Origin of the sequence: Maribacter spongiae (assembly GCF_047345125.1) — a bacterium.
Classification (GTDB): Bacteria; Bacteroidota; Bacteroidia; order Flavobacteriales; family Flavobacteriaceae; genus Maribacter.
Map to the genome: position 1 here is coordinate 75,648 of NZ_JBLFEQ010000007.1, position 22,876 is coordinate 98,523.

The 22,876-nt window shown below is 38.4% G+C and carries 24 protein-coding genes; 9 read left to right on the plus strand and 15 right to left on the minus strand.

What is annotated here, in order from left to right; all coding sequences use genetic code 11:
• Complete coding sequence (locus tag ACKWB9_RS11135; protein WP_414003091.1) at positions 1-879, plus strand: rhomboid family intramembrane serine protease; 879 nt, start codon at positions 1-3, stop codon at positions 877-879.
• A gap of 5 nt (positions 880-884) precedes the next feature.
• Positions 885-1,898, plus strand: coding sequence for an endonuclease/exonuclease/phosphatase family protein (locus ACKWB9_RS11140; protein WP_414003092.1), 1,014 nt, complete (start codon positions 885-887; stop codon positions 1,896-1,898).
• Here the strand turns inward: ACKWB9_RS11140 and ACKWB9_RS11145 are convergent.
• From ACKWB9_RS11145 to udk, 9 genes are all read right to left on the minus strand, one after another.
• Positions 1,875-2,195, minus strand: a complete 321-nt coding sequence (locus ACKWB9_RS11145; protein ID WP_414003093.1) for a DUF6122 family protein — start codon at positions 2,193-2,195, stop codon at positions 1,875-1,877. The genes ACKWB9_RS11140 and ACKWB9_RS11145 overlap by 24 nt on opposite strands.
• Positions 2,188-2,817 (minus strand): WbqC family protein, encoded by a 630-nt coding sequence (locus ACKWB9_RS11150; protein WP_414003094.1) that lies wholly within the window; start codon positions 2,815-2,817, stop codon positions 2,188-2,190. Before ACKWB9_RS11150 ends, ACKWB9_RS11145 begins: the two co-directional genes overlap by 8 nt.
• 10 nt (positions 2,818-2,827) lie before the next feature.
• Complete coding sequence (lepB, locus tag ACKWB9_RS11155; RefSeq protein WP_414003095.1) at positions 2,828-4,546, minus strand: signal peptidase I; 1,719 nt, start codon at positions 4,544-4,546, stop codon at positions 2,828-2,830.
• A gap of 106 nt (positions 4,547-4,652) precedes the next feature.
• The gene (gene dapB, locus ACKWB9_RS11160) at positions 4,653-5,354 is read right to left on the minus strand and encodes a 4-hydroxy-tetrahydrodipicolinate reductase (RefSeq protein WP_414003096.1); all 702 of its coding nucleotides are present in this window, start codon (positions 5,352-5,354) and stop codon (positions 4,653-4,655) included.
• 85 nt (positions 5,355-5,439) lie between these two features.
• A complete protein-coding gene (locus ACKWB9_RS11165; RefSeq protein ID WP_414003097.1) occupies positions 5,440-6,093 on the minus strand; it encodes a DUF5683 domain-containing protein in 654 nt (217 codons plus the stop codon).
• Positions 6,086-6,991: a ParB/RepB/Spo0J family partition protein gene (locus tag ACKWB9_RS11170; RefSeq protein WP_414003098.1), complete on the minus strand. Its 906-nt coding sequence runs from the start codon at positions 6,989-6,991 to the stop codon at positions 6,086-6,088. Before ACKWB9_RS11170 ends, ACKWB9_RS11165 begins: the two co-directional genes overlap by 8 nt.
• 1 nt (position 6,992) lies before the next feature.
• Entirely contained in the window at positions 6,993-7,766 is a 774-nt protein-coding gene (locus tag ACKWB9_RS11175; protein ID WP_414003099.1) for a ParA family protein, read from the minus strand.
• Positions 7,767-7,958: 192 nt separating this feature from the next.
• Complete coding sequence (locus ACKWB9_RS11180) at positions 7,959-8,285, minus strand: septum formation initiator family protein (protein ID WP_414003100.1); 327 nt, start codon at positions 8,283-8,285, stop codon at positions 7,959-7,961.
• Entirely contained in the window at positions 8,285-8,899 is a 615-nt protein-coding gene (gene udk, locus ACKWB9_RS11185; protein WP_414003101.1) for a uridine kinase, read from the minus strand. The genes ACKWB9_RS11180 and udk overlap by 1 nt, the downstream gene beginning before the upstream one ends.
• 106 nt (positions 8,900-9,005) lie before the next feature.
• Between udk and ACKWB9_RS11190 the strand changes: the two genes are divergently transcribed.
• A complete protein-coding gene (locus ACKWB9_RS11190; RefSeq protein ID WP_414003102.1) occupies positions 9,006-10,220 on the plus strand; it encodes a multidrug effflux MFS transporter in 1,215 nt (404 codons plus the stop codon).
• A gap of 162 nt (positions 10,221-10,382) precedes the next feature.
• On the opposite strand, the gene ACKWB9_RS11195 is transcribed toward ACKWB9_RS11190, so the two are convergent.
• From ACKWB9_RS11195 to ACKWB9_RS11205, 3 genes are all read right to left on the minus strand, one after another.
• Positions 10,383-12,506, minus strand: coding sequence for a gamma-glutamylcyclotransferase family protein (locus ACKWB9_RS11195; protein WP_414003103.1), 2,124 nt, complete (start codon positions 12,504-12,506; stop codon positions 10,383-10,385).
• Between the two features lie 125 nt (positions 12,507-12,631).
• Positions 12,632-13,507 carry a hypothetical protein gene (locus ACKWB9_RS11200; protein ID WP_414003104.1) on the minus strand — a complete coding sequence of 292 codons (876 nt, stop codon included), beginning with the start codon at positions 13,505-13,507 and terminating at the stop codon, positions 12,632-12,634.
• A gap of 448 nt (positions 13,508-13,955) precedes the next feature.
• Complete coding sequence (locus ACKWB9_RS11205) at positions 13,956-14,252, minus strand: hypothetical protein (protein WP_414003105.1); 297 nt, start codon at positions 14,250-14,252, stop codon at positions 13,956-13,958.
• A gap of 43 nt (positions 14,253-14,295) precedes the next feature.
• Here ACKWB9_RS11205 and ACKWB9_RS11210 point away from each other — a divergent pair, with 43 nt between their 5' ends.
• From ACKWB9_RS11210 to ACKWB9_RS11220, 3 genes are all read left to right on the plus strand, one after another.
• Positions 14,296-14,742, plus strand: a complete 447-nt coding sequence (locus ACKWB9_RS11210; RefSeq protein WP_414003106.1) for a hypothetical protein — start codon at positions 14,296-14,298, stop codon at positions 14,740-14,742.
• Between the two features lie 214 nt (positions 14,743-14,956).
• Positions 14,957-15,757 carry a TIGR00266 family protein gene (locus tag ACKWB9_RS11215; RefSeq protein WP_414003107.1) on the plus strand — a complete coding sequence of 267 codons (801 nt, stop codon included), beginning with the start codon at positions 14,957-14,959 and terminating at the stop codon, positions 15,755-15,757.
• 315 nt (positions 15,758-16,072) lie between these two features.
• Complete coding sequence (locus ACKWB9_RS11220; RefSeq protein ID WP_414003108.1) at positions 16,073-16,669, plus strand: hypothetical protein; 597 nt, start codon at positions 16,073-16,075, stop codon at positions 16,667-16,669.
• Between the two features lie 559 nt (positions 16,670-17,228).
• Here the strand turns inward: ACKWB9_RS11220 and ACKWB9_RS11225 are convergent.
• Complete coding sequence (locus tag ACKWB9_RS11225) at positions 17,229-18,791, minus strand: M81 family metallopeptidase (RefSeq protein ID WP_414003109.1); 1,563 nt, start codon at positions 18,789-18,791, stop codon at positions 17,229-17,231.
• A 122-nt stretch (positions 18,792-18,913) separates the two neighbouring features.
• On the opposite strand from ACKWB9_RS11225, the gene nudK reads away from it, so the two are divergent.
• Both nudK and ACKWB9_RS11235 read left to right on the plus strand, forming a co-directional pair.
• On the plus strand, positions 18,914-19,498 hold the full coding sequence (gene nudK, locus ACKWB9_RS11230; protein WP_414003110.1) for a GDP-mannose pyrophosphatase NudK: 585 nt from the start codon (positions 18,914-18,916) through the stop codon (positions 19,496-19,498).
• Positions 19,499-19,519: 21 nt separating this feature from the next.
• Positions 19,520-20,017, plus strand: a complete 498-nt coding sequence (locus ACKWB9_RS11235; RefSeq protein WP_414003111.1) for a peptide-methionine (S)-S-oxide reductase — start codon at positions 19,520-19,522, stop codon at positions 20,015-20,017.
• A gap of 4 nt (positions 20,018-20,021) precedes the next feature.
• Here ACKWB9_RS11235 and ACKWB9_RS11240 read toward each other — a convergent pair whose 3' ends face one another.
• Positions 20,022-21,287 (minus strand): D-alanyl-D-alanine carboxypeptidase/D-alanyl-D-alanine-endopeptidase, encoded by a 1,266-nt coding sequence (locus ACKWB9_RS11240; protein WP_414003112.1) that lies wholly within the window; start codon positions 21,285-21,287, stop codon positions 20,022-20,024.
• A gap of 188 nt (positions 21,288-21,475) precedes the next feature.
• Here ACKWB9_RS11240 and ACKWB9_RS11245 point away from each other — a divergent pair, with 188 nt between their 5' ends.
• Positions 21,476-21,688 carry a hypothetical protein gene (locus tag ACKWB9_RS11245; protein ID WP_414003113.1) on the plus strand — a complete coding sequence of 71 codons (213 nt, stop codon included), beginning with the start codon at positions 21,476-21,478 and terminating at the stop codon, positions 21,686-21,688.
• Between the two features lie 9 nt (positions 21,689-21,697).
• Here ACKWB9_RS11245 and ACKWB9_RS11250 read toward each other — a convergent pair whose 3' ends face one another.
• The gene (locus ACKWB9_RS11250) at positions 21,698-22,636 is read right to left on the minus strand and encodes a LysR substrate-binding domain-containing protein (protein ID WP_414003114.1); all 939 of its coding nucleotides are present in this window, start codon (positions 22,634-22,636) and stop codon (positions 21,698-21,700) included.
• Positions 22,637-22,876: the final 240 nt, after the last annotated feature.

The following is a 22,876-nucleotide window of genomic DNA, read 5'->3' on the forward strand; positions in this document are numbered from 1 at the left end:
ATGGCACAGGGAAATTTAAAATATCAGTTTAACCGTTTGAATGTTGCGGAAAAGCTTATTGCCATTAATGTTCTGGTTTTCATTATTAATGGATTGGTTCCTTTTTTATTGCAAATTTCCAGGAACGGTATTGTTCAATGGTTTGAACTCCCCAAGGGTTTTTTAGATTTTCTCATGCAGCCCTGGTCATTGGTCACCTACTCCTTTTTTCATGGCAGTTTTGGCCATCTCTTTTGGAACATGTTATTGATCTACTTTGTTGGGCGGATATTTTTAAATCTTTTTGATGCCAAACGTTTTTTGAACGTCTACCTTTTAGGAGTTATCCTAGGAGGGCTCTTCTTTATATTGGGCTATAATATATTCCCCGCCTTTTTTAATGTAAATGCTTATTTAATAGGTGCTTCGGCAGGTGCAAATGCTATTTTGATCTTTATTTGTACCTATATTCCCAACCAGGAGGTACGGCTTATTTTTTTTAATGTCAAGTTATGGTATATCGGTGCTTTTGTAGTACTCATGGATTTGATCCAGTTGCCTTATAGTGGTAATGCGGGAGGGCATTTGGCACATTTGGGAGGAGCTTTGTTGGGCTATTGGTACGCCAGACAACTGTTTAAAGGTACGGATATAGGTGTTGGATTTTCCCGGTTTTTGGATGGTATTGTGAATCTTTTTAAACGAACGGAAAAGAAATCCCCTTTAAAGACGGTATATCGGAAACAAAAAAAAAGTAATGCAAAAGGCAAGGCAAGCTATGACGAGCAAAGCCATCAAAAAAGAGTAGACGCTATCTTGGATAAAATCAGTAAATCCGGTTATGAAAGCCTATCCAAGGCAGAAAAGGATTTTCTTTTTCAAGCGGGCAAGAAAAAATGAGGGTCGTGGGAAAACTATCATTCTTTCATAAAATCGTTTATACGATCAATGCCATTTTTGCCCTGTTCTTGCTTTTGGCCTGTATTGTTCCATATATTCCGTCCGCTAGCTTTTCCTTTTTAAGCCTTGCTGTTCCTTTACTGGTCATTTTAAATGCAATTTTTGTTGTGTACTGGGGAATGGTAAGATTCAAGCTATTATGGTTCTCGGTAATCGCCTTGGTCATAGGTTATTTTAGTTTGGGGTCTTTTGTAGAGTTTAGCCGGTCCCGAGAAGAAAATAAAATTGAAAAAGATGTAAAGGTTATGTCCTTTAATGTACGGGGTTTTAATAAACGCAACGATATCGCCAGGCCTACGGTTTTTGAAGAGATAAAACATTTGATCGATAACGAAAAACCCGATGTCATATGCTTTCAAGAGATAAGTTTTCAAAAAATAAAGGAATTTGTAGATTATCCGTATAGATTTTTGGAACACAGGAAAGGAAAATCCTCACAGGGAATTCTTTCTAAATTTCCAATGGTGAAGAAGGGTTTTCTGGATTTCCCCGAGACATCCAACGGGGGAGGTTATGCGGATATCGTAGTTGAAAATGATACCATTCGAATTTATAACCTTCATTTGGAATCTTTGAGAATAAGGCCCGGAATGATCAAAAGGGAAAAATCGGACAGACTTTTTAAACGCCTGCGCTATTCTTTTTCCAAACAACAGGAACAGGTCGCCTTTTTTAGGGAAAATGCCGATTCCTGCCCTTATGGGAAAATAGTCTGTGGTGATTTTAACAATACCCAATTCTCTTATGCTTACCGAACGATAAAAGGGGATATGAGCGATACATTTTCCGAAAAGGGCAACGGTTATGGTAAGACCATTAAGTTTTGGTGTTTCCCCCTTCGTATCGATTTTATCCTGGCTAATCCCAATATGGAGGTTTTAAGCCATAAAAACTATAATTTACGACTTTCCGACCATGAACCCGTTATGGCTTCGTTAAAACTGGGTTCCAATAAATGAGCAGTCCACAAAATCGGCCAATAAGTGTATTAGAAAGGCGAGGCCCCATAAACGTGTCCTTTTAAAAAATAACATCCCTAAATAGATTCCAAGGGCCCAATAACTGTGCAACGGATGAAACCCGATGCTACACCTGTTGGGGTCAAAAATAGGTTCTGCCCATAAGTGATCTAGATCAAGTAGCATTCCTGCTAAGAGAATGAACAATACTGCCCATTTTTTCTTTTTGAAAAAGGTGAAAGCTAATATAATGGGGACGAGAAAATGAATACCGTAATGGAGAAAAAATCTAAGCACCTTTAAGATTTAATGATATTTCCTTAAGATAGGTAATGGTATTGGGCCCTAAGTTGAACAACAGATCCAGAATACTGAGATTGGGAACAAAACCGTGTCTATCACCAAAGACCTGTATATACTCCGGATTGTTTTTGGCCATCTCTTTTTTAGCATTTACCAGAAACCGGAAATCACTTATCTCAATAGGGTTTGTTTCAAAGCGTTCCGTTTTGGCCCTGGGCATATCCGTTTGAAGACAAGCACAAATAGTCTTAATGGTCCTAAAATTAAAATCCATCAGTTTTTCGAAACCGGATTCATAAAGTGGTTTTATATCGTCTTCATAAAACTCAAAAAATGGGGAGGTCCTATAGGCCGTTTCCAAAGTTCGCCAATGTTGGCGCTGCCATTTATAGGAATTGTCCAGTTGCACCTCTTTGTACAATTGTCTTCCTGTTTCATTGCCCACATGAACAATGGGAATGCTTAACATATGCTTACCACGGTCTGTACAGATATGTGTTCTGTTCCGATAGGTCTGTTTTTGATAATTATCCTGAATTTCCCAGACAATTTCATTGTCACATAAAAACGAAAAACTCTGTATGGTCGGGAAGTACGTAGGATGTAATAAAACCATTCGGAAAATATTAGTTATGCCGCTTTCTTTTCCAAAACCAATTTCCAATAAAATATGCTCCTAGGAGAATCAGGAAGTATTTGAAATAGGACCGGGGTTGGCCATCACCATTAACAGTTGTAAAGATCCTGTCCCAACGTGGTCTCCATTGCCAGGGTTTGTTGGTGCTGCCACTGCTATTCGTAAAATTATCAAAACTCATCCATACAAAAATAGGAGTTCCTACAATGTGGTTTTCGGGTACGTAACCCCAGGCACGACTATCTTCTGAATGATCCCTATTGTCACCCATCATCCAATAATAATCTTGTTTAAAGGTGTATGAGTCCACAGGTTCCCCATTGAGATTGATTTGATTACCGTTTACGCTGATGTCGTTACCTTCATAATCGCGGATAATTTTTTTGTAAAGCGGGAGTACCTTTAGGTTTAAGGGAATCGTGGTTCCCGCCTTAGGAATATAGATAGGTCCCATCTGGCTATAGTTCCATTGATAATCCGGATTTTGGGGAAACAGGTTCACACCTCTTTTGCCTTTTGGTATAATTTGTCGTACAACGGAATCTATGCTGGTGTCTTTTCTTAAGATGGAGACCATCTCGTCGGTCAAAGGGGCCGGACGTTGCCTGTCTGTTTCTTCCGTTAGGGCCAGGCGGTATTTTTTAATGACATTTGGGGGAATGCCCTCGCCTTTGGTGTATAACTTAATAAGGCCATTTGCATTACCCTGGTTATATCCCATTATATACGGGTTGATCGCATTGGCCTGTTCCTGGTTCAGGTTCTTGGTGCTATATACCCTGGTAAAATCATTAACGCCGATTTTTTTTAAGAGCCTGGAGGATACTCCTTTTGAACTATAGATAATATAATCATATTGGGGTTTGGCACTGCCTGGAAGTTCCAGTTGTTTGCCATTGACAAAAACATAACCATCACTTATCTCCAGGGAATCGCCCGGCAATCCTACACAGCGTTTTACATAATTGGATTTTTTATCGATGGGTTTTTTAACCCCTTTTTCTTTTTTGAAGAAAACACGAACGGTATCCGCAGGCCAACTAAAGACCACAATATCGTTACGATCTACCTTAGTAAAGCCCGGAAGCCTAAAATAAGGCAGTTGGGGCTTGTTCAAATAGGACCGTACACCAAGAATAGGCAAGGTGTCATGGACCATTGGGGCAGCAACCGTCGTCATTGGAGTCCGGGCACCGTAATGAAATTTGCTGACAAAGAGAAAATCCCCGACCCTGAGCGTTCTTTCCAATGATCCTGTTGGAATCACATAGGGTTGAATAAAATAGGTATGTACCAAGGTTGCAGCTACTATGGCAAAAACTATAGAGCTTACCCATTCTCCGGTCGCTGTCTTTGGCTGTAAACTTCGGTCCTTAATATGATCGACGTCCAAGGCATAGTTTATATAATATATGTAAAAACCAAGGGTCAGCAGAACCAACCATGTCTCTAACCGACCGTTTCTACCAAAACTCCGGATGGTCTCCACCCAGATTACGGGGAACATCAATAGGTTAATGATGGGAATGAACAGTAATATCACCCACCATTTTGGCCTGTTGATGATTTGCATGAGAATAACTGCATTGTATATGGGAATTGCCGCTTCCCAGGCCTTTCTACCTGCTCTTACGTAAAGTTTCCAAGTGCCTAAAAAATGGATGATTTGTACAATTAGAATAAAAATGATCCATTGTGTACCGTTCATAATATTGTTGTTTGTTGATTATTTGGATTTTGTTTATAATCTATGGGTCAATAAACCGAATGATCGCTTGTCCATAGGTATCAAAAGGCAAAAATAGTTACTTTTTTTAACCAAGGTTTAACACATCTCTCATAGTGAAAACCCCTTTTTTATCAAAGATCCATTCAGCGGCAATTACCGCACCCAAAGCAAACCCTTCACGATTGTGGGCCGTATGTTTTATTTCCAGACTATCTACAGTACTGGAATAGTCAATAGTATGGGTGCCGGGCGTTTTTCCTATTCTTTTTGAGGTAATGGGTATGCTATTGGCATTTCCTTCCTCTAATTCCCATGCCGTGTAATCGGAATTGTCAATGATCCCTTCTGCCAATGTTATGGCCGTACCACTGGGGGCATCCAATTTTTGTGTATGATGTATTTCTTCCATCGCGACTTTGTATTGAGACAGGTTCCGCATCATTTTGGCAAGATGCTCGTTCAATTCAAAAAACAGATTCACGCCCAGGCTGAAATTTGAGGCATATATAAAAGCACCTTCGTTTTCTTTGCAGCGTAGTACCGCTTCATCATATTTATCCAACCAACCCGTTGTGCCCGAAACGATAGGCACATGGTGCTCAAAACAACTGGTAATGTTGGAGAAGGCTGCCGACGGCATACTAAAATCTATGGCGACATCCATTGCTGAAAAATCGATCTCGTCCGTATCCACATCAATTTTGGCAACAATTTCATGACCTCGCCCTATGGCGATACCTTCAATCATTTTACCCATTTTGCCATAACCAAAAAGTGCAATTTTCATTTATATATAATTTATTTTTTTGAGTGGGCCAAGGCAATATAGCTTCATATATCAACATCGGATAAATGACCCTGTTCGTTTATAGTTAAAATTTTATGGTCAATGCCATTCCGTAATTGGGATCGTTCGTAACCGGGTTTAAATTAAAATAAGGTTCAAAATCAAACCCCAAATCATCGTCTATACTGAATTGCTTTAAATGGGCATCTACATTGGCATCTACAATATTCAATGCGTACATGGCAATAGAGATGACCAACCACAGATCCCGATCTCGCTGAAATCGTTCTTGTTGATTCTCCAAGTCGAGCTGATCCAAATCCGGGGGATCCGTAGGCGCATTGTCACCATTAATATCAAAAAACTCATCATCCGTAAATCCCGCTTGTCGTCTTTTAAAAGCGGTTCTAAAACGCTGGTATTGATCATTGTTCCAGGTATAGGCATAAATGCTTCCGCCAATGACCCCATATACAATAGGAAGTTTCCAATACCTTTTATTGTATATCTGGCCAAGGCCCGGCATTACCGCAGAATAAAAAGCGGCTTTACTCGGTGCGAGGGGATTATGTACTTTTTTCTTTTTCAACAAAGAATCTTGCATGATAACACCGTTATTGCGCAAGGTTGTTTTAAGGCTATCGGTTTCTTTGTCCGTTTTCTTTGTTTCTTCTTCCTGGGAAAAAGCCGTAGAAAAGCAAAAAAGGGATAAAAATAGTATGCGAAACAATTTATGCACCCGTAATGAGTTTTTTGATACGTTCAAATTCTGCTTCGGAATGAAACGGAATGGTAATTTTACCTTTGGACTTATCGGTAGCTTTTATATCCACTTTCACCGATAAACGATCTGTAAGTTCCGTGATACCCTCTTTAACGAAACCTTGAACGTTCGCAATTTTCTTTTTTGATTTTTCAACAGGATTACTTTCAATATGATAGGTCTTTACGGCATTTTCGGTATCCCGTACGGATAAGCTTTGGCTTATAATTTTTTCATAGAGCGAAATCTGATCCTGTTTTTTGTCGATATTCACCAGGGCCCTACCGTGTCCCATGCTTAAAAAACCGTCTCGCATACCGGTCTGGATAATGGGGTCCAATTTTAGCAAACGCAGATAATTGGCAATGGTAGATCTTTTTTTGCCCACGCGATCACTTAATTTTTCCTGGGTCAAATTAATTTCATCGATCAGCCGTTGGTAGGAAAGTGCAATCTCTATAGGATCTAGATCCTGCCTTTGAATATTCTCTACCAAGGCCATTTCCAGGGATTCCTGGTCATTGGCAATTCGTATATAGGCGGGAATGACCTCCAGACCGATAAGCTTGGAAGCCCTATACCTTCTTTCTCCCGAAACTAACTGATACTTGTTGAAACCTAATTTCCGGACAGTTATGGGCTGTATTACCCCCAATTCTTTGATAGAAGTGGCCAGTTCCTGTAAGGTCTCGTCATTAAAATTGGACCTTGGCTGAAAAGGGTTGACCTCAATATGTTCCAAGTCCAACTCAATAATGTTGCCTACTACCTTATCGGCATTTTTATCGGAAGCGGATTGTATATCGTTTTCTGGATCCTTGAGAAGTGCGGAAAGTCCTCTTCCCAAAGCCTGCTTTTTTGTCGCCTTTGCCATATTAAACGGTCTGCTTATTTTTCTTTACCACCTCATTGGCCATATTCAGGTAATTGGCCGCTCCTTTGCTCGAAGCATCGTATTTTATAATGCTTTCACCATAACTGGGAGCTTCGCTCAAACGTACATTACGCTGAATAATGGTGTCAAAAACCATATCCCCAAAGTGTTTTCGAACTTCTTCGACCACTTGATTTGATAATCTTAGCCTTGAGTCGTACATGGTCAATAACATTCCTTCTATATCCAGATTGGGGTTATGGATGCGTTGTACACTTTTAATGGTGTTCAATAATTTTCCCAAACCTTCCAATGCAAAGTATTCACATTGGATGGGAATAATTACGGAATCCGATGCTGTAAGTGCATTTAAGGTCAAAAGCCCCAGGGAAGGGGCACAGTCTATAAGAATGTAATCATACTCGTTTTTAAGATCTATAACGGCCTTTTTCATCATATATTCCCGTTCGTCCTTATCCACCAGTTCGATCTCAATAGCGACCAGATCGATATGTGCGGGAATCAGATCTACATTTGGCGATGTAGTGGGTATAATGGTTTCCTTGGCGATTTTGGTGTGTTCCAGAAGTTGATAGGTGCCCAATTCCACTCCCTCGACATCCACACCCAGACCTGAGGTGGCGTTCGCTTGCGGATCGGCATCGATCAACAAAACCTTCTTCTCCAGTACACCTAGCGAGGCAGCTAAATTTACCGTTGTCGTAGTTTTTCCAACGCCTCCTTTTTGGTTTGCAATAGCAATTATCTTGCCCATAAATAAAGTAAGTTAGGTTGTAAAAATACAATTATTTATGGGGCTAATAAAAGGATTTTGTTAACACTGGTCGAATAATGTAATGCTTTTCCATAAAAAATGGTTAAAGTTTTAATTATTAGGTATTTATAACCTTTAATTGGATGTTTGCTACAAGTTTTCGGAACAGAATCGAAACACAGGGAATCTACCTTATCTGGATTGTTTTAGACTGTCTTCGTATTCGATCAGGTAAATTTCCTCGTTCTTTTTTTTGAGATAATATTCCTCACGTGCAAATTTTTCCAACTCCTCCTTGTCGGAAAGCTTTTTAATGATTTTTTTATCCTTTTCGATTTCCTTTTTTAAAAAATCCTGGGTTTTTTCGAGCTTTTTAATTTCTTTTTTTAGTTCCAGATGGATTAAAAGGGAATTGGCATCAAAAAAAATCATCCATACCACAAAAACGCTCAAGACCAATACATACATATTGGTCAAAATTTTGAACCATTTTTTTTGTTTTAATTTCTTTAATCCCATTAAGACTCCACTAATTTTTCGTTAATAATACTCCTTACGATTTCAACGGCCACCGTATTGTATTTATTATTGGGAATGATAATATCCGCATATTCCTTGGTAGGCTCTATGAACTGATCGTGCATGGGTTTCAAGACGGTTTGATATTTCTCCAAGGTCTCGTCCAAGTTCCACCCTCGCTCGTTTACATCCCGTTTTAACCTCCGGATCAATCGTTCGTCGGTATCCGCATGAACAAATATTTTAATATCGAACATATTCCGTATTTCCGGATTGGTCATGATCAGGATTCCTTCAACGATCATTACCTTGGAGGGGTTTGTGGATATCTTCTTGTCCGTTCGGTTACATTCCAAAAAGGAATAAACGGGCTGTTCAATGGGCTTTCCGCTTTTCAGTGCTTTTAAATGCCGGGCCAGCAGGTCAAAATCTATGGAATTGGGATGGTCAAAATTTGTTTGACGCCGTTCTTCCAAGGTTAGATGGGACAGGTCATTGTAATAGGAGTCCTGCGAAATTACGCCTACTTCGCCGTTGGGCAGCTCATTGATGATCTGATTTACCACTGTGGTCTTTCCACAACCTGTACCTCCTGCTATTCCTATTATAAGCATGAAACAATTTTAAACAAAAATACATATTTGAACATCATTTTATAACGAAACCTAAAAATGAACTTTTCATAACCGCCCTTGATATTAGAAAAGCTATTTTTGCCGAATGCAAAATGAAAGTGCAAAACCCAATTTTGAATTTATAGCTTTAATGGCATCTTTGATGTCTATTGTAGCATTGGCCATAGATGCCATTCTACCGGCTATATCCCATATTGGGATTGCCATAAACAGCTTTGATGCCAAGGATAATCAGTTGCTCATTACCATGATTTTTTTAGGACTTGGGGTGGGGCAACTTTTTTTTGGGCCTTTATCGGATAGTTTTGGGCGAAAGCCGATTGTTTATTTGGGCTTTATATTGTTTGCGGTAGCAAGTATTATTTGTGTTCTGGCCCCAACATTGGAAGTAATGATCGTTGGGCGCATTTTGCAGGGTATAGGTCTGTCCGCACCGAGAACTATGGCCATATCTATCATACGAGATACCTATAAAGGGGATTATATGGCACGTATAATGTCGTTCGTGACGGCTTTTTTTATTTTGATCCCCGTCATAGCCCCGGCCATAGGAAAATGGATCATGGACGGTTTTGGATGGAAGGGAATTTTTTACATGCAATTGTTCTTTGGCCTCGTGGTGGGTATTTGGTTTTGGAAACGGCAAGGAGAGACGTTGAGGCCCCAATACAAAATTCCATTTTCACTGAACATATTTGCCAGTGGGCTCAAAGAGTTTTTTAAATATAGGGAAGCGGTGGCATTTACATTTATCTCCGGCTTTATTACCGGGGCTTTCCTGGTCTATTTGAGTGCATCGCAACATGTTTTTGAAGACCAATATGATCTGCCGGAACAATTCCCGTATATTTTTGCCGGCTTGGCCGTTTCCATTGGCCTTTCTACCTTTTTGAACGGGACACTTGTACTAAAATTCGGGATGCGTAGATTATCATTAATGGCACTCACGGCCTTTTGCGCGATTGCATTGACCTATATGGTTGTTTTCTGGGGAAAACCTAATCCCAGTATTCCGGTATTGGTAGCTTTTTTATCGGTTCAATTTTTTTGTCTAGGGTTTTTATGGGGCAATTTTCGTTCCATAGCCATGGAACCTATTGGTCACATTGCTGGGATAGGGGCAGCTATCAATGGTTTTATTTCGACCGTATTGGCAGTACCCATTGCAAACTATATTGGAAATTTTGTTGAGGATACCGTATGGCCCTTGTTTGTCGGATTGGCAGGTTGCGGACTTTTGGCATTGTTTATATTTCTTGTGTTTAGGCAAAAACCACAACTTTTGGGGAAATCCGTATAGTTGTCACGGATTTTCTTAAAAAAGGGAAAGGTTGTATTTTGTATATGGATGGTAACGGGTTACGTTTTATTTTTCCGTTAAGTCATGAAAAAGATTTAATAACTGTATCCCTTGATATATACCACGGCCGTATCATTATTCATACAAAATAGTATGCCATATTCAATTCAATGTTGGAAATACGGCGGTTCTATAGCCAACGGGATTTCCATGATTGTCATAATTCATTGTAATTGGAGGCTTTTCCGCAAATTTTGCTTCTAAACCAACACACTTTCCATTAACTACATAAGCCCCGATGATAAAGTTCCAATTTTCCCATTCAGTAGTATTAATGGGTATGATGGAACGTCCATGATTTAACTTCTCCTGTACAATATAGTTTTTGTTCAATAGTTTCAAAAACTCGTTTCGAACGGTAGCGTTGTTTCTACCGGTTACAAATTCTTTTGAACCGAAGCCCGTGAAAGATTTTAAGATAAATGAATCTAAATTATTCAATACTTCATCTTTGTCAAGATATTTTTCGTTCCAGATATAGGTTGCAGGCATGTTTTCATGGAGGACTTTCTTTTCGTTTTCGGTCAATGTTATCCCTATTTTTGTCAAATCCGATTCAAATAAGTCCATTTTTTGAACGGCAAGGGCAAGCTTATTGCCCAGTAACCAAGAGTTCATAGAGTTTACCATGCATACACTGTTCTGGCTGTATGCCTTAAAAATAGGATTGTTTTTAATATCCTCGTCTGAATGGTTTTTACTTTCAAAAAAGCTATTCCATAAAACTCTTTTATATACCAAATCTATTTTCTTTCGTGAAGATTTTACGATCAATGAATTATTTTCAAAATCCAATTCATGAGGTTCATATATTTCGGCATCGTAGTTCTCGCTTATAAGTAATTTTTTAAAATATTCGAACTCGGTTCTGGTAGACCACATTTTCCAGTCCTTTTCAAGTATTGCGATTACTTTTAAAGGCTCGTTTTGATTCTTTTTTTGATTGAAATCTTCCCAACTTTCCACTAAACAGTCCAAAATTGCATCACATACATCTTTCTGGTCTCTCAAAATTTTTAAATCGATATCAATTTTGTCGGATAACTGTTTTTTATTTAAGAAATCCCTTTGTTTTTTTAGAAGACAATCCAAATGAAACATTCCACCGGGGCTGTCCGTATTAACCTCGAACACTTTTATACCATCTTTTGTTAAGCATATATCAACTCTTGTAACTTCCGGTAATTTTCTGGTATTTAAGGTACTTTCACTTGCTAAATCAAAGCATGTATCACTATAACCACTTAAGTCTTTTAAATATTTGTCCTGTTCGATTAGATTGAATGATTTTTTTGATAAACCGATAACGGTCTCCGATACCTTGATTATCTCGGAATATATTTTTCGGTTAAGAACCAGGGGAAGATTAATTGAAGGTATGGGAAACTCATCTTCATTGAAATACCTAACGCAGTTATTATTGAACAGATATTGGTTTAATGATTCCGATAGTTCCTTAAGTTCTTTCTTACCAGTAAAATGTTCTTTTAGTTTTATGGAGGGGTAATATGATTTAACAATCTTATGATTTTCAGGAGTAATGTGTTTATTACCAAACCCTAAGCTGCTTAAAGTGTTCTTTATGGATTCAAAATATTCATTTCTAATTACAAAATGATCAAAATTATCAATATCGGAAATGAAAGTATATATTTCGGAATACCCCATGAATTTCTTCTTAAAAATTATGTCCGAGGTAATGTTCTTTAACTTATAGTTACGTTCCCGATCCTTTAACTTTTTTAATTCTTCATTGGTGACCTGAATAATTGCTCCATCAACCTTGTCTTTTATTTCCTTGGTATAAAATAGATTGAGCGCTCCATAGTCATTAAACTCGAAGCTATTCCATTCATTATCGATCATATTTATTTGAGGTCCTACATTAATCCATCTTAATGAATAACCTCTTGTAGAGCAAGGAAGATATTCAATTTGTTTCGTTTTCCTTTCTATGGTACGCAAAAGGCTTTCTGGATTTAATAAGCTACCATAAATAAATATATAATTAGGTTTTGCCGTTATATTATAAGAAAAAGAATCGACCTTTTTTAATCCTTTTACTTTTCCTTTGATCGGGATTGTTTTACTAACGATTAAGTATATAATAATTCCGACAGGGATTATTGCAATAAAATATGACGAAATTGCAATTGTACCTATAATGGAGGCAATTGCACCTATTGTTCCAAATATCCTTTCGAGTGTTTTAGTGTCAATATCCATTTATGCGGTTGTTTTGTTGGCTTGAAGTCATGGTTTTTGCAGACATTTTTTTAAGATGGATCAAAATAGTTCGCTAACATTTAATGTGAAATGTGTTCTAGTGCATATTTTCATATATTGTTGTACTAAATGTTTCTTTCGGGTTTATAATCCCATTCGATTAGATAGGTATCTCTGACAAAAGGCTCCTCTACTCGAACCATGATCTTTAAAGTATTGTTTTCTAAATCTTGAAACACAAAATGCTCCTGGCTTATTATTCTTTCTCCTGATTCCAATTTGAAAACTTTAAAAACGGGAAATGGTATTTTCTCCGGAAACTGAACAATTAAAGACATTGTTTGAGGTGATTCCTGATAATTGGATATAAGCCCGTAACGAGGGAATTTATTAAAAGCGTTCCAATATGTTGCCTCGTTTATTATGGTAACATCATTTGATTTTCCTAGATTGATTTCCAATACCTTTTCAATCTTAAAATTTCCTCTCAAATCGTTATTAAGATCTGTTGATTCAAAAAGCTTGGAATCATGGGTCAAGCTTCTTACATCTAAATGTGCTCCCCCCGTCTTATATGGCAACCTTAAAATATTATGATTGCCCTTAACATTTTTTAGATCGATCAGATGATGTAGTCGTACGAAACTCGTAGGAATGTCCATAGAATCAGGACTAACATAGGTCATTGTTCTTAAATCCAAAGTTGTAATTTTTTCATGTACCACAAATTGGTCAAGATTTGAATTGGTATCGCTGTCTCCATCGGGATTTGATCTAGTATTTCTAATATGCTCGGTGTAAGTCCAAGCTACAATGCCGCTCATTGCAATTATGAATACGAATATTATGATTAACCTTAAGATCTTATACCCCTGCTCTTTGGTTAAATTGGGAAAGATTTTTCTACGAATAATTTCTCTAAAAATCACAAGTATTAATCCGATACTTAAGCCGGCAATTCCTGCAATTTTTCCTAATACATTAAATAACTCGGGATTCATTTTTCAAGTTGGTTAAAACGGTTCAGTTATGATTTTGTAGCAGAAGATCCGTCAAGGTTGCTTCAATCTGGAAATCAAGCCGGTTAAAAGTAAGAATTTTCAGGTTAGGAAAGAAGGGGGTATTATGGCCTTCCCATATTAACGGCTTTATTTCAACCGCATTGGCAGTGCCCATTATAGACTATATTGGAAATTTTGTTGAGGATACCGTATGGCCCTTGTTTGTCAGATTGGCAGGTTGCGGACTTTTGGCATTATTTATATTTCTTGTGTTTTTGCTTTGCCAATGTTCTAATGTAACGTTTGGTGCGTTATGTATACGTCATATATCGAATGGTAAAAAAGAAATAACTATGGGCAATGCAAACCATGAAATAGATTATACCATTTTAGGTATACATCAAATAGGACAAGAGTTTTTATTGGTAGGTAGATTTAAACCGAAGAACTAGAATAGGTTGGATGAAAAATATTTTTGTGCAAAGCCCAAATAAATCAATACTATACAGACCACTTCAATAAAAAACCAAATTAAGCTCGATATGGTTGTTTTTTTGTTGAGTAACCTATAATGTCGGGCCTCTATCTTATATCGGTCTGACTTTTGTGCTTCCGAAAATTTATATTTCTTGGAAAGTTTATCAAATTCTCTCGCAAATGCTGTCAACTCTTTTGAATTCAACAAGATTTTTATCAACTTATATCCCCAAATGGAAATGAGCAGCACTACAAAAAAACTAACCATAGAAGTCTTCTTAAGAAAGGAATTGGTAAGATAATAAATGATTATGGCAGATTCGATTGAAACAATAAAAATTAAACCATTGTACAACTTGCTTTTTATAGGGATAGGTCAATTATATGGCGCTTTTGTTATCTATAAGTTAGGGGTATTGACAATAAAAGAAGCATGGGTTAACCAAGTATGTCTAATAGCTGCTCTTGCATTGATAGGATGGTCTGCGTACCTGATTTATTCCTTTTCCAAGTTTTATCGGTTAAAAGATGATAAGATTATATTGCGAGAGAATGACCTCTCACTTTTCGGGATTGAAATCAATTATTACGATATAAAGGATTTTGGTATAGATATATCGGATTCTGTTTTGTGTGTTAATATACACTTGAAGTACTTGAATGAACCGATTCCAGTAGTTTCAAAATACATGAAATTAAAGGAGTTCCACATTCTTATGAAAATCTTGATTGACAAAACCAATCAAAATCACATGTAAGGTCTCAATTTAATATATTGAATTGAAGGAAGGTAATATCGGCATTATCTTGTCTTTGAGAAATGAAAGGTTACGAACAACTTTAAATACGAAAAGTTCTTCAAAAAAGTATTGAATTTTGTTCATTAAGTGTAACAATACATTTATAGATGCATACTAACAAGGTATTAGATTGTTAAATCAACATATTCAACAAAATAAAAGAGACTCTAATATGAACACAAATCACGAAATAGATTACCAGATTTACGGGGAAGAAATGCAATATGTGGAAATAGAGTTGGATCCGCAAGAAGCCGTTGTGGCAGAGGCCGGGAGCTTTATGATGATGGACACGGATATTAAAATGGATACCATTTTTGGGGACGGCTCCAATCAGGACAGTAGTGTATTGGGCAAAATATTCTCTGCGGGAAAACGCATGCTTACGGGTGAAAACCTCTTTATGACCGCATTTTTGAATGTTGGACGAGGAAAGAAGCAAGTGAGTTTTGCTTCTCCCTACCCCGGAAAGATAGTACCCATAGACTTATCCGAAAAAGGGGGTAAATTCATTTGCCAAAAAGACGCTTTCCTTTGTGCTGCCAAAGGCGTTTCCATTGGTATCGAATTTTCCAAACGTTTGGGTCGCGGTCTTTTTGGAGGAGAAGGTTTCATCATGCAAAAACTGGAAGGGGACGGTATGTCCTTTATTCATGCCGGGGGAACGTTGGCCAAAAAAACATTGGCTCCGGGAGAGGTGTTGAAAGTGGATACGGGATGTATTGTAGGTTTTACCAAAGATGTGGATTATGATATAGAATTTGTAGGCGGTATAAAAAACACCATTTTTGGTGGAGAAGGGCTTTTCTTTGCAACCCTTCGGGGTCCTGGAACGGTATATATACAATCCTTGCCGTTTAGTAGGTTGGCCGGTCGTGTATTGGCATCCATTCCAAGAGGTGGAAAAGATAAGGGAGAAGGAAGTATTTTGGGTGGTTTAGGAGACATTGTGATGGGGGATAATAGGTTTTAATGCCCTATTCAAAGAAAGTGGGTTTTTTCTTCTTGTGGATTTATTCTTAATAGTAGATCATTGCATTTAAGTATTCGTTTTTTGTACCAAGGGTTTGTTAATTAAATCTTGTTGCTTACTTTTCAGAACCCAGAACCCAGAACCCAGAACCCAGAACCCAGAACCCAGAACCCAGAACCCACTCGTTCATGAACTTTAAAGATCGTATTTATCCGCAATCCTTGTATAATTTCTTTATTAAGATTCAGTTAGACCCAAAAACAGGTAAGACAATAGATAAGTATTCAGGCAGTATTGATATAAATAGATTATGATATGAATGGATTGGAAAAAGCAAAATTGAAGGATAAAATATTAAATTTTGCTATAGTCAAAAAAAGTCAATGGGAGGTTGAGGAGTTATGGGAGGATAAATTTAAGCATGGCTATTCCATTAGACATATTGAATCTATTGTAGAAGAAATATTAATAGAGTTACCAGAGGTCTTAGATAAATATCCACAACCAGGGAGTAAAAATTACTATCTCAAATCAAGCCCAAAAGACTTCTTGGACTGGGGCGGATTTGTTAGTTTATATGAGGTTTCACAAATTGAGAATAAAGACGTTTATGATAAAATAAAATTAGAAGATGAGATAAGAAAGCTTCAAAAAATCAGCTTAGAACAAAAAACAAAAACTCATTACTTACCAATTGTAATTTCCATTATCAGTTTAGGTTTTGCAGCTTATTCACTTTTAAAACCATTCGACAGCGTTCCACAAGAACAATATGATATCAAGATGAAATCCATCAAAAAGGAGCTAAAACAAATTAAGGTTGACTTCAAACAGAAGAATGACGAATTGAAGGATAGGCTATCTAAGGCTGAAATGTTGATTGCCGTTTATGAATCAGATTCTACGAATTAATTTAAATCAACATCAACAAGTTAGCGAGTAAAACTAAGGTGCTACCTAGTGTTAGAATTACTCCAAATACGAATCTTACCTTGTATAAAGATTTCCAAGTATCTTTCTTCCCATTAAAGGCATCACGATTCCAATGGGCTTCTAACAAACCTAGTCCAACAAAAAAGACGGCCCAAATAAAATCTGTGATTGACCACATTCAAAAAAAGATTGAAATAAGGTAGATTAAACCTGTTACGGCAGCGATAACAAAGTAATACCCGAACAGAAATAGTAAATCCTTGAACATTTCTTTGGTGAATCTTTTAGGTAGCATAATTCAAATATTGGATTATTGAAATTTTATAACGATTTCAGGCAGTTTATTCTCTTTTTACCCCATCCAACAATGTTCCATAAGGGCAATACAATACCAAGATTGAACCCATTGAAAAGGAACTACAACAGCTTAGGATTGATTTTAAACAAGAGAATGACAAATTGAAGGTAGGCTATCTAAGGCTGAAATGCTTCCTTTTTAGGCAGTATTTAAACCGAGCAACTTCCGTATAAGTAGTTTTTAGTTATCCGAGGCCGGAATCAAACGTGCCCTTAAATCGGGAGTATCCATGTAGGTGTCCAAAGGAAACATGGGTCTTTTGATGTGTTCATAACCCAAACGTTCCAAATCCTGGTCTACACCGCCGGGGGTCAAAGCCATGATCCAATCTCCCCGCATTTCATAAAGTTCGGGTACAAGATACCCTATCTTAACAATTACGATATTCGTGTTTTTAGGATTTAGCCCCAAGTCCGTAAAATCGTTTTCCTGATGGTACGGTTTACGCTTTTTGGTCACGATTACATGAACACTGCCTATTTTAACAACAACTTCCACTTCTGCATCCCTATCTCCTTCCTTAATGGCTTCAACGGTTCCCTCCAATTGAAGTGGTGGTGCAAAGCGATTGTCCACGGCAGCACCTGCTATTGCCTTTACTTTTCCGCCGATTCCTACTTTTAAAGCTTCCTCAATAAGTTTTGGTCCGGGTATAGAGGCGTAGATCAATGATGGTCCGTTCTCGGATTTGAACTCCGATCGGTTAAGGATTTCACGGAGCGTCCATGTTACGTCCCCGGCGCCTCCGGCGGTAGGGTTGTCTCCCATATCGCTGATTATAAATGGTCGTTTATCACTTTTCAAAGCCAATTTTAAACTTTCGTCAAAAGTCGTGGTGGGCGCAACAAATTCAAATTCGTTCCGTACGTCCCAAAAACTTTGGGCCAGTTTTTCGGCTCCCTGGATCACCTGTTCCTTGTCATCTCCCGTGGTCATGACCACGCCATGGTTACGAGGTTCGTCCGCCCAGGCATAACCGATCCATATTGCCGCATCAATAACTCCTTCCTGTTTTGTAATGGATGGTATTTGCGCATAGAGACTTTTCCCCGGTTCTATACGTGTACTGGTTTTTTCCCCCGGCAATAGAATGGGTACGGGAACCCATGCTTTATATTTGGGCTTTCCCTTTCCGTTTTCCAAACGGTCCAACAGGTTCGTAATGGAACGCTCTTTGGATTCCAGGGCATCTTCATGGGGCGCCATCCGATAACAGGTAATCAAATCACTATGTTGTGCCAATCGTTTAGATACGTTACCATGTAGATCCATTGATGTGGAAACCAAAACTTCCGACCCTATCACCTCTCTAATACGTTTGATCAAGTCTCCCTCGGCATCGGTAAGTCCTTCAACACTCATGGCCCCATGGATATCAAAGAAAAGACCATCGTACGGACCGTTTTCCTTGAGCATTTTTAGGGTTTTCCCTACCATGGATTCATAAGCTTCCCTGGTCACCATACCACCCGGCAATGCCTTTCCAAGTAAGGTAGGTATCCATTCTGCCCGTTTACGAATATCGGTATCCTTTGCAAAAAAAGGATATCGTTGAAAAATGGAATTCCCGATCCTGGCATGAAAAGCTTCTTCATGGGTCCGTGCCGGGGAAAAGGTACTGGACTCTATTCCAAGGCCTGCAATGGCAATACGGGGTAATTTTTTTTGATTGTTTTTGACCTCGGGTTTACAATTAAGGGTCAATATTGCAATAAGGGCCAAGTAGAAAAATTTTCTGTACATCACGAATTGAAATAGAATTTGCTTAAATATAATACTATCCATTTTAAGAATAGATATTCTGGTTGTTTTGATTGGCCGGAACACCGTATAAATCGATACCTTTATTTTTTTAATCTAAAACCGTGGATAACAATCATATTAAAAACATAAAAAAGGAACTTTTATCGGACAATTGGTACACGCTCAATAAGTTTACGTTCGATTATCAAAAAGATGACGGCTCATGGGAAACACAGCATCGTGAAGCTTATGACCGGGGCAACGGAGCGGCCATTTTATTATACAATAGGGAAAAGGGAACTGTAGTGCTTACCAGGCAATTTCGTATGCCCACTTATGTTAATGGTAATAAGGATGGTATGATGATCGAGGTCTGTGCGGGACTCTTGGATGGCAATAGCCCCGAAGATTGCATCCGTAAAGAAGTGGAGGAGGAGACGGGATATAAAGTGCACAGGGTAGAAAAGGTCTTTGAGTCCTATATGTCGCCCGGCTCGGTAACGGAAATCTTACACTTCTTTATTGGTAAATATGAAACCCATATGAAAATAGGGGAGGGCGGCGGTGCCGAAGATGAAACGGAAAATATAGAAGTATTGGAATGTGGATTTGATGAGGCTTTGGGTATGATAAAGTCCGGTGAGATAAAAGATGCCAAAACTATTATGTTATTGCAATATGCCAAGATCAATGTGTTATTTCCCTGAGTTTTTAACGACTGTTCCTGTATGGAAGGTATTCAAAAAATCGGTCTGGGCGGCGGTTGCCATTGGTGTACGGAAGCCGTTTTTCTATCCTTAAAGGGAATAGAAAAAGTGGAACAGGGTTTTATAGCCCCAATAGATAAGAAAAACGATTTTTCCGAAGCTGTAATCGTACACTATGACCCGAAAGTTATTGGAATGTCGGATTTGATAGCCATTCACCTACATACCCATAAAAGTACTAAAGACCATTCCATGAGGGCCAAATATAGATCGGCCGTTTATTATTTTTCGGAGGAAGATGCTCGGTCGGCCCAGGAAATAATAATGGATTTGCAACAGGGTTTTGAAGAACCCATCATAACCCAGATCCTTGAATTTGGAACTTTTAAACCATCGGACGAATATTTTCACAATTATTATTATTCAGACGTGGAAAAGCCGTTTTGCAAAACTTACATATCCCCTAAAATAGGAATGTTGATGCAACGTTTTACCACTTTGGTAAATAACGAGGTTTAAAAGCCTAGTAGCCGTCCCTCAGAGCTTCAAAAATATCCTGCATCCGCTGTTTTACTTCGGTATTCGGATGTTTAAAGTGATTGTTCATAAAGCTGAAAATAAGGACTTTGCCCGATTTGGTCAATAAATACCCGCTTAGGCAATAATTGTTTCCTAAACTCCCTGATTTGGCATAGATATAAGGTTTGCCATTGCCTCCGTACCAATCGGACAAGGTTCCGGAAACCCCACCTGCCGGGAATATATTAAAAAGCTGTTCTTTGGGGATTTCCCGATATAATTTTTCCAACACATAAACCATGGATCGTGGCGTAAACAAGTTGTACCGGGAAAGCCCGGAACCATCTACCCATCTGGGCCGTTGGGGTACGTCCGTTAAAAAATCCCTTAAAACTTTATTGCGTGCTAGTTTACCGTTCAAGGTATCTGTCCATTGCGATGCGGAAAGTAACAGTAGTTGTTCCGCAATAAAATTATCGCTGTTGTGCATCAATCTAAGGTAGAGGGAGTCGGACGGCATACCATAAAGTACTTCTTTTGGGCCATTGGGCATGGCGTTTACCTCATATATGTTCTTATGGAGCGTTTCTTCCAATATATTTTTGATAGTGGTATGATCTGTTTTAAAGGGAACTTCCAAAGTGTCCGTTCGATCGGCATCAAAATAAAATAGATTTTTATCCGGTTCCCTATTAAAGGTGTTGCCCTTGGCTATAATACTATCTTTAAAATAAGTGGGCGAGACCCTCCGGGTAGGTGCACTGGATATTGAGGTTACATTGCCATATACTGGAAAAGCGTTCCGTTCCGGGGAATAATACCATTGAAAGTCATCCCAGGACCATCCGGCCCCCCATGGGGTATCCTCAAAATTATCCGCAAAAAATGCAAGGTTTTTGTATTGTCTTAAAAATGAATAAGCCGTACTGTCCTTTAAATGTGGGTGCAAAAATGAGGGATCTCCGGTCCCTTCAAAAAACAAAGTATCATTTTTAAAGATATATTTTAAGGCGGGTATTTTTTTGGGAAGTGCCTTCAGTGCCGTGTACAGGGTGAAAATCTTGGTGTTACTGGCGGGGGTAAAATACTTTGCACTGTGCCGATCGTAAATAGTATCCCTGGTATCGGAATCGATAACCAAGAGGCCGGTAAATTGGTTTTTATAAAACTCCGTTTTCAGTATCTTCCCAATATCCTTATGCAATCTCTTCTTGACGGGGGCACAGCTCAACGCTATGCTCATAAGACCGGATATAAGGAGTTTTTTCATATTTATTTCATTACAGTGAACCGTTGTGAGCGGACAATATTCGCTCAAATCACGAAAAAAATAAATGTACAAAAACGCACGAACAAAGGTTTAACAAAATTTGATGGTTTTTAACTTTTTAGAGGCAATTTTACATATTGTTTTATGTTTAACTTTATAGGGCGACTAATTAATAAAGAACGTACTATATGGCCAAGAACATGTTGGAGTATAACAAAACGGTACTTAAAAAAGTAAGTTTTGATGTGAGACTCTTTTATAAAGAATTAAAAAAAGCACTCCTGAATTTATTGCCAGAAGAAGTTGAGGAATTGAAAATCTGGTTGGAACAATTTATTATGGATAAACCCGAACTAAAACAAAGCTTAATTTACATAGAGAACAATAGAAAGACCCGTTAGGGCTCTTTTTTATTTACCTATAGGGCTTATTATCTTTACATCATTAAAGGCGATGGCTCCTCTTATTACGGCGGCTATGGTGTCTCGTATAGCTTCGGTAATCTGAATTTTCAACTCCTTTTTATGGTATATAATGCTTACTTCGCGAGCGGGGGAAGGCTCTTTAAAAAATTTCAGTTTTTCTTTTTTATCCTCATCCAGTTCCAAGGTATTAAGATAGGGCAGGAGTGTCATTCCCAGACCTTCATTGGCAAGGTTGACCAAGGTTTCAAAACTACCGCTTTGGAGCCTAAAATGCTCTTCGCCTAGCTTTTTGGGTGTATTACAAAGGTTTAAGACCCCTTCCCTAAAACAATGCCCGTCCTGCAACAAAAGAATATCGGATACGTTCAGATCCTCGGGCTCCAGTTGCGAAGCGTTCCATAACCGGTGGTCCCTAGGAACGTAACCCACAAAAGGTTCGTAGTATAAGGGTCTTTCCGTAATAAAATCCACTTCCAAAGGAGTGGCGGCTATGGCAGCGTCCAGATGCCCATCGTGTATATTCTGAATCAGGCTTTCCGTATTCTGTTCTTTTATGATGAGGTTTACCTTTGGATATTTATTGATGAAAGTTTTTAAGAACATGGGCAGTAAAGTAGGCATAACGGTCGGGATCATTCCCAACGTAAAATCCCCACCGATAAACCCTTTTTCCTGGTCGACAACATCTTTGATGCGTTCCGCTTCATTTACGATATTCCTGGCCTGGGCCACTATTTTTTTGCCCACTTCCGTGATTGAAATGGGCTTTTTACTTCGGTCAAAAATAAGTATATCCAATTCATCTTCAAGCTTTTGCACCTGCATGCTTAAAGTGGGTTGTGTTACAAAGCTCTTTTCCGCCGCCAAAGTAAAATTTTGATACTCCGCCACGGCCAGTACGTACTGTAATTGGGTTATGGTCATGTCAATGATTGTATGATATAAATGTATAAAAAACCATCAATAAAACTTATGATGATAATCATATTAATCCCATAAATATATAATTGAACATATCTTGACCGGATGCTTTTTTCAGAGGTTTTCAAAACGCCATTATCCCATTTCTACCTTCTACGGACATGGCAACACAAAACTGTACACAATGGGGCTTGCATCGTGAAACAAAAGAAGTTATCCCAAAATCTATTTCGATAGCCTGCC